Origin of the sequence: Actinophytocola algeriensis, assembly GCF_014203735.1 — a bacterium.
Lineage (GTDB): Bacteria > Actinomycetota > Actinomycetes > Mycobacteriales > Pseudonocardiaceae > Actinophytocola > Actinophytocola algeriensis.
The window spans coordinates 299,054-312,197 of the sequence record NZ_JACHJQ010000008.1 but is presented as its reverse complement, the minus strand read 5'-3'; the positions used below and the strand labels follow the sequence as shown (position 1 = coordinate 312,197).

The window sequence follows — 13,144 nt, the reverse complement described above, 5'->3', positions numbered from 1 at the left end:
ACACGTCCCCCATGGCACCGGAACACCGGAAATCCTGGGGAGGAAATCATGAAATCCACCATGCGTGCTGCCGCTGCCGCCACGGCGGCCGTCTGCGGCGCCGTCGCTCTCGCACCCACCGCGTCGGGGGCACCGGCGCCCGAGCCGAGACCGGCCGCGGACACAACCCAGACGATCGGCGTGTACCGCGTCAGCGACGCGACCTTCTACCTGCGCGGCTCCAACACGCCGGGGCAGGCCGACATCACCGTGCAGTACGGGGCGTTCATCGACACCCCGCTCGCCGGTGACTGGAACGGCGACGGCATCGACACGATCGGGACCTTCCGGCCTGGCAACGGGACCTTCTACCTCCGCGACAGCAACACGAGGGGCAACGCGGACGCCGTCGCCAGGTTCGGCAACGGCGGCGACGTCCCGATCGTCGGCGACTGGGACGGCAACGGCACCACGACCATCGGTGTGTACCGGCCCGAGAACCGGTTCTTCTACCTGCGCAACTCGAACACCACCGGGCCCGCGGACATCACGTTCGCGTGGGGCAACGCGGCCGACGTGCCGATCGCCGGTGACTGGGATGGCGACGGCACCACCACGATCGGCACGTACCGCGTGCCGAACCAGACGTTCTACCTGCGCAACAGCAACTCGAACGGACCGGCGGACGGCACGGTCAAGTACGGCGCGCCCGCCGACACCCCGCTCGTCGGCAACTGGGACGGCGACCCGTACGACACGATCAGCACCTACCGGGTCCCCAACATGACGTTCTACCTCCGCAACGCCAACAGTCCCGGCAACGCGGACGTGACCGTCCAGTACGGCGGCCCGACCGACGTCCCGCTGGCGGGCAACTGGTCGTAGGGCGCGGCGACCAGGAGTCATGCCGAAGTCATGCCGGCCACCGAATACTTCGCCCATCTTTCGGACTCGGTGAAGGCATGGCGCATGGACAACTCGTCGACAGTTCCCGCTGACTTCCTCGGCACGGCGTTCGCGCGGCTCGGACAGCTCGCGCCGGACCCGGCCGACATCTGGTTCGGGCTGGTGTTCCGGTTCTCCGGGCCGTGCCCGTCCGCCGAGGAAGTGCGGGAGCGGGTCGCGGCCCGCCTGTCCCGCCTCCCGCGGCTGACCGAACGGCTGGTCGCCCGTGCTTCGGTCCAGTGGGAACGCGACCCGGACTTCGACATCGCCCACCACGTCCGGACGCTGCCGCCGCACCCCGGCGTGCTGTCGGCGGGGGAGATCCTGGGCACGCAGGACCCGGCCCGCCCGCCGTGGGGCCTGTGGCTCACCCCGGACGACGACGGCTGGCGGCTCTACTACCTCGTGCACCACGCCCGCCAGGACGCGGCCGCCGCTCTGCGCACGGTCCGCACCCTGCTGGGTGACGACGACCTCCCCGCCACCGCGGGGAAGCACCGGCCCCGCGGCTGGCCCGCGCTGCTGCCGATCGCGCTGGACCTGTGGCGCGGCAAGCGTGCTGCCCCCGTGCGGCTGCGCCAGTACGGCCCCGGCCGCGAGGTGGCCACGGCGGAGACCGACCTCGCGCTGCTCACCGACATCGCGAACCGCACCGGCGCGACGGTGAACCAGGTCCACCTGTCGGCCATGTCGGCGGCCCTGGACCGGTGGCAGCCGAGGCCGGAGACGTCCCGCAGGCCGGTCAACATCCCGGTGGACGCCCGCGACCCGGGCGACCCGGCCGAGGTGAACCGCCTGGGCTTCATGCGCGCGGACCTCCCGTGCGGCACCGCGACCCCGGACGAACGCCTGCGCGTCGTGCGCGTCGCGGCGGCCCGTCGCCGCACGGCCCGGTACCGCCGGGTGTGGAGCACCATCACCCGAGGCGCGGGCAAGGCGGCGGGCTGGGCCATGCTGCGCGTCACCGACCACACCCGCGTCGCGATGACGCTGTCGAGCATCCGCGTCACGGCACCGCTTTCGTTGCTGGGACAGCAGGTCACGGGCGTCACCGCGTTGCCGTGGCTGCCGCCCGCGCACGCGTGCTTCGCGTTCTTCGCCACCTACGGCGACCGCGCCACTCTGACGGTCCTGGCTCCGGAAGGCGCCCCCTCCCCGGTGGACCTGACCACCCACTGGACCGACGCCCTGCACGAACTGCACCGCGTGCACGTCCCCCGGGCGGTGGAGACGTCAGCGTAGGAAACCGCTCACGACGCTCGCCACGCCGGCGAGCGAACCCACGATGGCGATGCCGGTGGCGATCGCCTCCTTGTGCCGCACGTACCAGGGGGAGAGCTGCCTGGTCAGCTTCTCCATGAGCGTCACCATCTGCACGAGCGCGGCCACCCGGTCGGCGGACTTCTTCGCCTCCTCCGCCTCGCGGATGAGCAGCACCATGGTGAGGCCGAGAAGCCTCGCGTCGAGCCCCTTGAGCCTGGCGACGACCTGGTCGATCTCCAGCACCATCGACTCGGTGAGCGCGGTTCGCGACTCCGCGCCGGTGAGGATGCCGACCGCCCGGCGCTCGGCGTCGGGCGCGCGGCCCGTGAGCCGCCGCACCCGCCACGCCACCAGCAACGCGACCGGCACGACCACCACCCCGGCACCGACCCGCAGCCAGGCACCGGTGTCCAGGAACGCGAGCAGCGCGGCGAGGAGTCCAAGGACCACGACAGCCGCGGCGACGGCCGCCACCTTCATGCCGCGCCTGCTCGCCGGCGGGACACCGAGTTGCCCCGCCCCGTACGGCGGTTGCCAGCCCGGCGTCTCGTACGGCGGGAGTTGGTGCGGGACGCCGTGCTGACCCATCCCGGCCGGTGGTGGGTAGCTGTTCGGGCCTGCCCAGTCGAACGGTGGGTACTGCTGCGGAAAGTGGTACGGCGGTTGGTAGTCGAGCGCGTCCGGCCCCGCGAGCCGGTCCAGCTCGGTGAGCACCTCCCCCGCGGACTGGGGTCGTAGCAGCGGATCGGTGGCCAGGCACCGCTGGAGGAGGGGCTGCAGCGGCGACGGCGGCACCTCGACCGTCGTGCTGGTCCGGGCGCCGAGGAGTTCGAGGTAGTCCGCCGAGTTCGCGCCGGGCACCGTGCCGTGGAGGCACTGGAACAACACCAGCGCGAGGCCGTAGACGTCCGAGGCGGCGGTCTGCGGGATGCCGACGGCCTGTTCGGGCGACATGTACAGGGGGGTGCCCGCGATCTGGCCCGCCCGTGTGCGGCCGGTGGCGGAGTCCAGCATGCCGGCCGCGCCGAAGTCCACCAGCTTGAAGTGGCCGTCCGGGGCGCGCAACACGTTGGCGGGCTTGACATCGCGGTGCAGGACACCAAGTGCGTGCGCGTACGCCAGCGCGGCCGCCAGGTCACGCCCGATCCGCAGGGTCTCCGGGTAACCGAGCCTCAGGCCGTGCGCCAGCAGCGCCTCGAGTGCCGGGCCGTCGACCCACTCCTGCACCAGGCAGAGGTGGCCGTCGTACTCGAGGACCTCGTACGTGCGCACGATCCTCGGGTAGTCGAGGCCGGTGACGACGTCGGCCTCGCGCCGGGCCTGGGACGTCGGTTCGCAGAGCAGCTTCAGCGCGACGTCGTCACCGGCCTGGTTCCGGGCGCGGTACACGTCGGCGGTGGTCCCTGCCGCACCGACCTGCTCGACCACGCGATAAGCGCCGACCTGCTCGCCAGGACTCAGCATCCACCCATTGTCGTACGTCCGCGCCCCATCACGCACCGCATCGGCGGTTTCACCGGTCTTGCCCGTTTTCCCTGGATGCACAACGAATTCCGGCCACACAATGGCGGCACCCCATCACCGACAGTGGAGCAGCCCATGAGAATGCGCAGTGCCATCACCGTCGCCCTCCTCCTGCTCGGCACGCTGACCTCGGGCACGGTCAGTGCGACGGCGGACGCCCCGCCGTCCGTCCTCGCCGGTTCGGGGCCGTACTCCGCCGGGTACGAGACGACCCTGCGGTTGGCGAACCACACCATCTACCGGCCGAACACGTTGCCCACGAACGTCCGGCTGCCGATCGTCGCGTGGGGCAACGGGGCCTGCCGCGCGGACGGCACGTGGTTCCAGAACATCCTCACCGAGTGGGCCTCGCACGGGTTCCTCGTCATCGCGAACGGCAGGCCGGGCGGCTCCGGATCGACCGACTCCGACATGCTCATCGACTCGATCGACTGGGCGATCGCGGAGAACTCACGGATCGGCAGCAAGTACCGCGGCAGGATCGACACCAGCAAGGTCGCGGTCATGGGCCAGTCCTGCGGCGGCATCGAGACCTACGAGGTGGCGGACGACCCCCGGATCACCACCACGGTCCTGTGGAACAGCGGACTGCTCCGGGACAGCCAGAACTACCTGCTGTCCCGCCTGCGTGCCCCGATCGCGTACTTCATCGGCGGCCCGAGCGACATCGCGTACCCGAACGCGATGGACGACTGGGGCCGGCTCCCCGCCGGGCTGCCCGCGTTCATGGGCAACCTGGACGTCGGCCACTTCGGCACGTTCGACCAGCCGAACGGCGGCGAGTTCGGCCGCGTCGGCGGCCACTGGCTGAAGTGGCAGCTGAAGGGCGACCCCACCAGCAGGGCACAGTTCGTCGGCCCGGACTGCGGTCTGTGCGCCACCGACTGGGACGTGCTGCAGAAGAACCTGAGCTGACGTGACTGCTGGGCCCGCCCTCGCCGGGCGGGCCGCGGCTGTCACGCGCCGAGCCCCGGCAGCGGCGGCGCGGGGAACCGACCCTTCAGGCGCGACCCGCGGGTACGTCCTCACGCGGGGCGGGTGCCGTAGGGCCCGGCACCACGTCGCGGGCACGGGCCAGCTGGGACACGCCCAGGCCGGCGAGCAGGGCACACACGACGGCGATGACGACCTCGACGGGCGTGGTGGCGAGGTGCTCACCGAGGAGGACGACGCCGATGACGGTCGCGGTGGCCGGGTTGACCAGGTTCGTGACGGCCAGGGGAGCGGCGAGCCCGTTGCGGTAGGAACGCTGGGTGAGCAGCGTCGCGACGACCGCGAACACGGCGATGCCGATGACCGCCACGATCGTGATCGGCCGCAGCAGCACCCCGGCGCCGTCCTCACCGGTCGTCACCACCACGGTCTGGCACAGGGCCGAACACACCGCGTAGGCGGCGCCGCCCGCGGTGGCCTCCCACAGCGTCGACGCGCCCGGCCGGTGCCCGGCGAAACCCAGGACGGCGACGACGGCCACCGTGGCGACCAGCAGCCCGATCAGCTCGGTGGGGGCGAGGGTCTGCGTCGTGCCCGTCGTCGTGATGATCAGCGCCAGCCCCGCGAGGCCGATGACCGTGCTCGTCATGCCCTTCAGTTCGAGACTGGTCACCCGCCGCTGGGCGGTGACCGCCGCCAACGGGACCGCGATGACGAGCGTGAGCACGCCCAGCGGCTGGATCAGCGACAGCGGACCGAAGGCCAGGGACGTCACGTGCAGTGCCGCGCCGAGCGCGTTGAGTGCGAGCGCCAGCCAGAACTGGGGGATGCGCAGCAGCTGGACGACCGGGAGATGCGCGTAGCGGGCCTGGATGAGCGCCGCCGTCGCATAGGCGATCGCGACCGCGATGCACAGTGAGATGGTGATGATCAGGTCGGCCATGCCACTCTTCTCGGTTCGCCCGGCGGACGGGGTGGTCCAGCGTCCGCGTTCGGACGTGCGAGGGCATGAGCAACCCCCGGAGCTCTACCTACGGAGGGTAGCGCCCCGGGGGCGACGGTGTGGGCGGATCCGGTGTGACCGCCCCCACTCGGTCAGGAGACCGGGAACCAGTCACTCTCGGGATAGAAGAGCTTGGTGTTGAGGTTGTAGATGCCCCACCGGCCGTAACCGAAGAAATACTGGGTCACCCACGAGGCCTCACCCAGTGGGGTGGCGACCGTGGCGTACCCCTTGATCGGCGCGACGACGTTGTCGGTCGACTTGACCGCGTCGAGCTCGACCCACTTGTTCTTGACGAGGTCCAGCCAGTCCGTCGAAGGCGAGAACGCGCCGGTGATCGGGCTGTACATGCCGAACCGCGCGTCGGCGCCCGCGGCGGAGAGCTGGGTGGCCTGCGCGACCGCGCCGTAGCCGGTCGACAGGTACGGCGTCGGGCAGAAGATGCCCCAGAACGGGTTCGGGCACTGGCCGGCCGCTGACGCGCTCCCCGGCACGGCGACGACCAGCGAGCCAGCGAGGACGAGCACGGCCAGGAGTCTTCGGATCATGGTGTCCTCCGGTTGTCATGGCATGTGGCACAGGGCGCGGGCCAGGTAGACGGCGAGGTTCGCGATCGCCTGCCTGCCCGCCGCGGTCACGGGGTGGACCCGGTCGGCGCCGGGGGCCTCGTCGAGGCTGTGGCGGAGAGCGGCGTTGTCGAAGGAGTACGCGTGGTAGTCCGCGTAGTGGAAACGCCCGGGAAACTGACCTTGCATATTTCTGAGCCAGGCGTTGAAGTCGGCCGCGTCGACCTGTGCGGAACCGGCGCGGTCGATTTCTCTGGTGCCCGCCCAGATGACGCACTTCCCGGCGTCGATCAATTGCCGTGCGGCCGCCGTGGTTTCCATGACCATCCGCAGTTTCTCGTTCTGCCGCGCGGCCTCGTCGACGGGGTGGTCGCCGCCGCAGAGCGCGTTGCCCGCCCGCATGCAGCCGGTGTCGTTGGTGCCGAGTTGCACGAACACCACCGACGCCGGGCTCCGTGCGGCGTCGGTGAAGGAGTCGAGGTTGCTCGCGCCCCACAGGGTCCTGCGGTGCGGGTAGGTGGACCACCCGGCCTGCCAGCGCACCCACACGTGCGCCCCGTCCGCGGTGCCCGTCGCGACGTAGGGGACGCCGTTGGAAATGCTGTCGCCGATGACGTACATGCCCGGGTGCCACGGCCCGCCTTGTTCTTCGAGTCCGTACCAGGCATCGGCCGGTCTTTCGAGCGCGGCCGCCGGTATGACCAGGGACAGGGAAACAATGATCGAAATCACGACCGAAATCGTCATGCGTCTCACAAACCGGTGATGCTAGATATCTGCGGGAAGTCCAGGCAATGAAATTCGGCCGGATGCCGCGGGGCGCACCGGTTTTTGTGCGATCCGTACAAACGGATAGGGTCGGGGTGTGCCTCTCCATGACATCCCGCTGCAGACCCTCGCCGGTGAGCCGGCCACCCTCGCCGGTCTGCCCGGTCGCGTGTTCCTGATCGTCAACGTCGCCTCGAAGTGCGGGCTCACGCCGCAGTACCGGGGTCTCGAGGCGCTCCACGAGCGCTACGCCGACCGCGGCTTCTCGGTGGTCGGCGTCCCGTGCAACCAGTTCGGCGGGCAGGAGCCCGGCACGGCCGAGGAGATCCAGACCTTCTGCTCCACCACCTACAGCGTCACCTTCCCGATGATGGCGAAGGCCGACGTCAACGGCGACGCGCGGCACCCGCTGTACACGGAGCTGGTCACCACCCAGGACAGTGACGGCGCGGCGGGCGACATCCAGTGGAACTTCGAGAAGTTCCTGGTCGACGCCGCCGGCAGGGTCACCCGCTTCCGACCGGCGGTGACGCCGGAGGATCCCGCGCTGGTCACCGCCGTCGAGAAGGCGCTCAGCGAGTCCTAGTCAGGGCCCGTCCGCCACGGTGAGGTCGACGCGGTGGTGGCCTGTCAGTGTGGTGGGGATCGTGGACTGTTCGACGCCGTCCACCGCGCAGGACGTGACGGTGTTGCCGGTCCCCGTCACCGTGATGTCCAGCGTCATGTCGCGGTACGGCAGGTTCGACAGCCGCACCCGTGTGAACCCTTCGGGAACCACCGGGGCGAACCGGAGCCCGTCATCGTCGACGCGGAGACCGAGCAGGCCGCGGTGGACCAGCGCCAGGTACCCCGCCGCGCTCCACAACTGCCGGGCCGAGCCGCCGGGGCTGCCCGTGGCTGGCCGGTAGAACTCGTGGAACGTCGGGGCGCGGGCCGCCAGGTCGGCGAGTGCCGCCAGCTCCGCCGCGAACACGTCGGTCGCGCCGTGGGTGGCTGCGGCCCAGCCCCAGTAGCCCTGGACGAACGGCCACACGGTCCCGTTGTGGTAGTTGTACTCGTCCTTGACCAGCCACCGTGACCACAGGGGATACCGCGGCCACAGGCACGGCAGGCCGTGCGGGGTCGGGGTGACCGCGCGGAAGACGGCCTGCGCGTCGTCCGCGACGCCCCACAGCACCGCCAGCGCGGTGCCGAGCCCCTCCCACCGGTCCGAGACGCGGCCGTCGGCGTCCTCGTAGTACGCGTAGCGGCCCCGCGACGGCACCCACAGCCGCTCGTTGATCGCCTGCTTCAGCGCGGCCGCCCTGGTCTCGAACGGCGCCGGGTCCTGCCCGAGCAGCGTCGCGGAGCGGGCCGCGATCGTGTAGCCGCGGTAGTGGAGCACGTTGGTGCTCAAGGCTTTCGTCGCGCCGACCGCGCGGCCGCGGAACGCGAACCGCGGGGGATAGCCGCTGTTGGACTCCATGAAACTGGCGCAGCCCCGGAACAGCCCACCGTCGAACGCTTCCTGTTCCGCCCTGGCCAGGCTGGCGCGGGTCACCTCGTGGCTCCTCGACAGGAAGTCCAGGTCGCCCGTCGCCTCATAGCAGGCCCACGCGCCGACCGCGCCGACGATGGCGTCGGTGAGGTTCGGCCACCGGCCGAAGTGCGCGGCGCGGTCCTGCTCCCACCGGCCGCCGTCGGCGACACGACGCATCGACGTACCCGCTACGCCGGGGTGCAGCAACCCGGCGCCCAGGTCGATCGCGTACGCCGCGTCCCGCACCCACAGCGTCGGCCACGACTCACCCGCGACGAACACGCGCCCCGCGACGCTGTCCGCGACGTCCCGCACCGCCTTGGTGTACGCCTCGTCGTGGACTCGCTGACCACTGTCGAGCGCCGGTGTCACCACGTGAGCAACGTACCGGCCACCCGCCGGTCCGGCTCCGGGCTACGGCGTGTCGTGCGGGCCCGCGAAGGTCCACACGGCGCGGGCGAACGGGCCGACGACGAGCGTCGAGCGGCCGATGCGTTCCTCGTGCCGCTCCCAGACCGGGTGGTTGAGCGACATCTCGACCTCCCGCAGCCCGGTCTGGTGCAGGGGGACGACGTCGAAGCGGATCGTCGTGCCGCTGCCGCGGGCGGTCACGCCGCCGTCCGGGCGGTGCCGGACCGCGAAGTCGCCCGCCCGCAGCAGCGGCACCGTGTTCGCCAGGTCCCCGGCGGTGACCGCGATGCGGATGCCGGTCACGTCGCGCATCACGTGGCCGCGGTAGTCGTCGGACAGGTAGCGCTCGCGGCCCACGTCGCCGGGGTGGTCCGGGGGTTCGGTCCTGCTGCGCGGGTCGGCGAAGTACTCCGGCCGGTACTCCATGGCCCAGACCCCGAACGCGTCGTACCGCTGCGTGGTCAACAGGGAGTCGAACCACGGCACCGGGTCGCCGTCGCCGAAGTCGCGGGTCTGGCTGAACTCGATCGGGTCCGCCACGCCCTCGTCGCGCAGCTCGGCGGTGACCTCGGGCAGGTCGTCGGCGCACTCGGTGGACAGGCCCATGCCACCCGCGCCGGCTCTGCCGTCCTGGCCGGGGAGATCGCCTTCCGCGAACAGTTCGAGGTAGGTCTCGCGGCCGAGCAGGTAGCGGCCGGTCCACGTCGCGCCGTCGGCGCCGGTCGTGGTCCGCAGCTCGAAGTTGGCGAACCGCCGCAGGTAGTCGGAGTGCTCGATGGCGTGCGCGGTGTCGCGGTCGAGCACCCCGTAGGCGTGGTTGTAGTGCAGCAGGCCGCCGGATGACCGCTGTCCGCTCTCGGCCTGCCCGTCGGCGACTCCGGCGACGAGCAGCGGTACGGCGACGGTGATGGCCATGAGGGTGCGCGAAACCCCGCGTTTGCACATGGGGCCATCGTAGGAGGGGCGCTCACGAATCGCGCTTGACCCGTGGTCGTCGGACAGAAAACCGGACATCCCTTGACGTGAGGAGAGGTCTGTCGGTGCACTCGTTCGCGGTGCCCACTACCGCGAGGAGGTCCCATGTCCTACGTCCGCAGGGCGGCGATGGCGTCAGGCGTGGTCTTGGCCATGGTGTTCGGAGTGCTCGGGTCGACGAGCCCCGCCGCCGGCGCCGGACCGGCCGCCCCACCGGGTGACTGGGTGGGCACGTGGGCGTCCTCGGCGTCGGGCACCGTGCCGAACGTCGGCACCGGGTACGCGGACCGGACGATCCGCAACGTCGTGCACACCAGCGTCGGTGGCTCGCGGGTGCGCGTCGGGCTGACCAACGTGCTCGGCACCGCCGCGGTCCGGATGGACGCGGTGACGGTCGCCGTCGCCGCGCGGCCCGACGCCGCGGACGCGGTCGAGGGCACGATGCGCGTGGTGACCTTCGGCGGCGCGTCGTCGTTCACCATCCCGGCGGGCGGCGAGGTGCTGAGCGACCCCGTTTCCCTTGCGGTGCCAGAAGACGGCGACCTGCTCGTGAGCGTGTACACGCCGCTGCCGTCGGGACCGGTGACCTACCACCAGGTCGCCAACCAGACCTCCTACCTGTCGCAGGCGGGTGACCACGCCGCCGACGCCGGCGGTGCCGCGTTCACCGAGCAGGTCGGCTTCTGGCCGTACGTCGGCAGTGTCGACGTGCAGGGCCGCGCGGAGGGCACCGTCGTCGCGTTCGGCGACTCGATCACCGACGGGAACGGCTCGACGCGCAACGCGAACCACCGCTGGCCCGACTACCTGGCGGACCGGCTGATCGCGGCGCCCGGCCCGGCCAGGACGGGCGTGGTCAACGCGGGCATCAGCTCGAACCGGCTGCTCAACAGCACGTGGAACCCGAACGCGCTGTCCAGGTTGGACCGGGACGCGCTGTCCGTGCCCGGTGCCAGCGCGATGGTGGTGCTGCTGGGCATCAACGACATCGGCGGCCAGCCGCAGCACCGCGACCCGGCGCCGATCATCGCCGCGTTGCGACAGGTCGCCGCGCAGGGGAAGGCGAAGGGACTGCGGGTCATCGGCGGCACGCTGACACCGTTCGCGGGCTCCTCCAACTACACCGAGGAACTGGAGGGCGTGCGGCTCGCGGTCAACGAGTTCGTCCGCCACGGCGGCGCGTTCGACGCGGTGGCCGACTTCGACGCCGCGCTGCGCGACCCGGCGGACCCGCACCGGCTGCGGGCCGAGTACGACTCGGGCGACCACCTGCACCCCGAGGACGCCGGCTACCGGGCGATGGCCGGGGCCGTGCGCCTCGACCAGCTCCGGCCAGGGCGCACGGGGGACTGGGTCGGCACGTGGCACACGGCGATGGCACAGCGGCTGCCGGGCACCGACCAGGGGCTACCGAACCACTCGATCCGCAACATCGTGCACACGAGCGTCGGCGGGCGCGCGGCCCGCATCCGCCTGTCCAATGTGTACGGCACGGTGCCGGTGACGATGGGCCGCGTGACGCTGGCGGTAGCGGCCCGCCCGACCGCGCCGGACGCGGTCGCGGGCACGATGCGCGCGGTGACCTTCGACGGCGCGCCGTCGGTGACGATCCCCGCCGGTGCCGAGGTGCTGAGCGACCCGGTTTCCCTTGCGGTGCCCGAAGACGGTGACCTGCTCGTCACCGTGTTCACCCCGGACCCGTCCGGCCCGGTGACCGCACACCCGAGGGCGTACCAGACGTCGTTCCTCACCTCGGGCGGTGACCACGCGGCGGACGAGCGGGGCAGCGCGTTCACCACCCCGACCCCGGCGTGGCACTACGTCACGGCCGTCGAGGTCGACGCTCCGGCCGTGGACGGTGCCGTGGTGGCCTTCGGCGACTCGATCACCGACGGCGACAAGTCCACGACCAGCGCGAACGTCCGGTGGCCGGACGTGCTCGCCGACCGGCTGGCCGCACGACCGGGCCCGACCCGGCTCAGCGTGGTCAACAGCGGCATCAGCGCCAACCGGATCCTCGACAGCACAACGGGAATCGGCGGCCCGAACGCGTTCGCCAGGCTGACCCGCGACATGCTGGCACCGACCGGCGCGCGGACCGTGATCCTGCTCGAGGGCATCAACGACATCGGCAACCTGGCACACCCGGACCCGGTGGCGCTGAGCGCCGCGCTGCGACAGGTGGCCGCGCAGGCACACGCGGCGGGGCTGCGGATCGTCGGCGGCACGATCACCCCGTTCAAGGGCTGGCGTTCCTACAACGACGAGCGCGAATCGGTGCGGCAGGCGGTGAACGACTTCATCCGGACGAGCGGTGTGTTCGACGCGGTGATCGACTTCGACGCGGCGGTCCGTGACCCGGCCGACCCACAACGCATCGCACCGGCCTACGACTCCGGCGACCACCTCCACCCGTCCGACGCGGGCTACCGGGCCATGGCGGAGGAGATCGACCTGCGCGTCCTCCGCTGACCCGGCACCCGCACAAGCGTTTCGCTCACCGGAGAACGTCCGTCCGAATGCGATGATCACGCCGTGTCCCCACGCGCCCGCTCCCGGAGTACCCACCGCCTGCTGGGGCTGCTCGTCGCCCTGGCGGTGGCGGTGGCCGTCTGGTGGTTCACCAACAACCCGACCGAAGCCGACCAGAGTCCGCCGGAGGGCCCGCTGCCGGCCGATCCCGCGACGGCGGTCGCCACGCTCGACACGCTGACCGTCGCGGAGGAGGACACCGGCTTCCGCTACGACCGCGACCAGTGGCCGCACTGGTCCGGACAGGGCAACAGCTGCAACACCCGCGAGATTGCGCTCCAACGGCAAGGCACCGACGTGGTCACCGACGACGAGTGCCGGGCGACCGCAGGCACCTGGGTGTCCAGCTACGACGGTCTCGTGATCCACGACGCGAGCGAGACGGACCTCGACCACCTGGTGCCGCTGGCGGAGGCGGCCCGCAGCGGCACCAGGACGTGGAACCGCGACCAGCGGGAGGCGTTCGCCAACGATCTCGACCAGCTCATCGTGGTGTCCGCGACCTCGAACCGGCAGAAGGGGGACCAGGATCCGGCGACCTGGCTGCCGGAGCGGGACCGCTGCGCGTACGCCATCCGCTGGGTGCTCACGAAGGACAAGTACGACCTGACCGTCGACCGCGACGAGCTGGCCGCGTTGCGGGGCGTGCTCACCCACTGCCCGCGGACCTGAAATCGACTGAAGTCAAGACTTGACTGGTTCCAGAAAAGTCGCAAGACTGCGGCC

General features: G+C 71.4%; 12 protein-coding genes. 6 read left to right on the top strand and 6 right to left on the bottom strand.

All coding sequences use genetic code 11. The features are described 5' to 3' along the window. Positions 1–48: 48 nt before the first annotated feature. A complete protein-coding gene (locus tag FHR82_RS35035) occupies positions 49–864 on the top strand; it encodes a hypothetical protein (protein ID WP_184814897.1) in 816 nt (271 codons plus the stop codon). Positions 865–894: 30 nt separating this feature from the next. Continuing rightward, positions 895–2,166 (top strand): wax ester/triacylglycerol synthase domain-containing protein, encoded by a 1,272-nt coding sequence (locus FHR82_RS35030; RefSeq protein WP_184814896.1) that lies wholly within the window; start codon positions 895–897, stop codon positions 2,164–2,166. Here the strand turns inward: FHR82_RS35030 and FHR82_RS35025 are convergent. Next, positions 2,158–3,651: a serine/threonine-protein kinase gene (locus tag FHR82_RS35025; protein WP_184814895.1), complete on the bottom strand. Its 1,494-nt coding sequence runs from the start codon at positions 3,649–3,651 to the stop codon at positions 2,158–2,160. The genes FHR82_RS35030 and FHR82_RS35025 overlap by 9 nt on opposite strands. A gap of 135 nt (positions 3,652–3,786) precedes the next feature. Between FHR82_RS35025 and FHR82_RS35020 the strand changes: the two genes are divergently transcribed. Then, positions 3,787–4,626 carry a poly(ethylene terephthalate) hydrolase family protein gene (locus FHR82_RS35020; RefSeq protein WP_225943849.1) on the top strand — a complete coding sequence of 280 codons (840 nt, stop codon included), beginning with the start codon at positions 3,787–3,789 and terminating at the stop codon, positions 4,624–4,626. Between the two features lie 85 nt (positions 4,627–4,711). Here the strand turns inward: FHR82_RS35020 and FHR82_RS35015 are convergent, their stop codons facing one another. The 3 genes from FHR82_RS35015 to FHR82_RS35005 all read right to left on the bottom strand — a co-directional run bounded on the left by FHR82_RS35015 (position 4,712) and on the right by FHR82_RS35005 (position 6,945). Continuing rightward, positions 4,712–5,587, bottom strand: coding sequence for a DMT family protein (locus tag FHR82_RS35015; RefSeq protein WP_184814894.1), 876 nt, complete (start codon positions 5,585–5,587; stop codon positions 4,712–4,714). A 152-nt stretch (positions 5,588–5,739) separates the two neighbouring features. Then, positions 5,740–6,195, bottom strand: a complete 456-nt coding sequence (locus FHR82_RS35010) for a hypothetical protein (RefSeq protein WP_184814893.1) — start codon at positions 6,193–6,195, stop codon at positions 5,740–5,742. Positions 6,196–6,210: 15 nt separating this feature from the next. Then, a complete protein-coding gene (locus FHR82_RS35005; RefSeq protein WP_184814892.1) occupies positions 6,211–6,945 on the bottom strand; it encodes an SGNH/GDSL hydrolase family protein in 735 nt (244 codons plus the stop codon). Positions 6,946–7,078: 133 nt separating this feature from the next. Between FHR82_RS35005 and FHR82_RS35000 the strand changes: the two genes are divergently transcribed. Continuing rightward, entirely contained in the window at positions 7,079–7,567 is a 489-nt protein-coding gene (locus FHR82_RS35000) for a glutathione peroxidase (RefSeq protein WP_184814891.1), read from the top strand. On the opposite strand, the gene FHR82_RS34995 is transcribed toward FHR82_RS35000, so the two are convergent. Both FHR82_RS34995 and FHR82_RS34990 read right to left on the bottom strand, forming a co-directional pair. Continuing rightward, positions 7,568–8,875 (bottom strand): MGH1-like glycoside hydrolase domain-containing protein, encoded by a 1,308-nt coding sequence (locus tag FHR82_RS34995; RefSeq protein WP_184814890.1) that lies wholly within the window; start codon positions 8,873–8,875, stop codon positions 7,568–7,570. A 39-nt stretch (positions 8,876–8,914) separates the two neighbouring features. Beyond that, a complete protein-coding gene (locus FHR82_RS34990; protein WP_221464665.1) occupies positions 8,915–9,856 on the bottom strand; it encodes a DUF5829 family protein in 942 nt (313 codons plus the stop codon). Positions 9,857–9,991: 135 nt separating this feature from the next. Between FHR82_RS34990 and FHR82_RS47725 the strand changes: the two genes are divergently transcribed. Continuing rightward, complete coding sequence (locus tag FHR82_RS47725) at positions 9,992–12,358, top strand: SGNH/GDSL hydrolase family protein (RefSeq protein ID WP_311771421.1); 2,367 nt, start codon at positions 9,992–9,994, stop codon at positions 12,356–12,358. 63 nt (positions 12,359–12,421) lie between these two features. Then, the gene (locus FHR82_RS34980) at positions 12,422–13,090 is read left to right on the top strand and encodes an HNH endonuclease family protein (RefSeq protein WP_311771420.1); all 669 of its coding nucleotides are present in this window, start codon (positions 12,422–12,424) and stop codon (positions 13,088–13,090) included. Positions 13,091–13,144 lie beyond the last annotated feature (54 nt).

Bases quoted from the DNA above. Each gene is read 5' to 3' on its own strand.
- FHR82_RS35020 (WP_225943849.1), top strand. From the start codon at position 3,787: ATGAGAATGCGCAGTGCCATCACCGTCGCCCTCCTCCTGCTCGGCACG.
- FHR82_RS47725 (WP_311771421.1), top strand. From the start codon at position 9,992: ATGTCCTACGTCCGCAGGGCGGCGATGGCGTCAGGCGTGGTCTTGGCC.
- FHR82_RS35025 (WP_184814895.1), bottom strand. From the start codon at position 3,651: ATGCTGAGTCCTGGCGAGCAGGTCGGCGCTTATCGCGTGGTCGAGCAG.
- FHR82_RS34990 (WP_221464665.1), bottom strand. From the start codon at position 9,856: ATGTGCAAACGCGGGGTTTCGCGCACCCTCATGGCCATCACCGTCGCC.
- FHR82_RS35015 (WP_184814894.1), bottom strand. From the start codon at position 5,587: ATGGCCGACCTGATCATCACCATCTCACTGTGCATCGCGGTCGCGATC.
- FHR82_RS35030 (WP_184814896.1), top strand. From the start codon at position 895: ATGCCGGCCACCGAATACTTCGCCCATCTTTCGGACTCGGTGAAGGCA.
- FHR82_RS35035 (WP_184814897.1), top strand. From the start codon at position 49: ATGAAATCCACCATGCGTGCTGCCGCTGCCGCCACGGCGGCCGTCTGC.
- FHR82_RS35010 (WP_184814893.1), bottom strand. From the start codon at position 6,195: ATGATCCGAAGACTCCTGGCCGTGCTCGTCCTCGCTGGCTCGCTGGTC.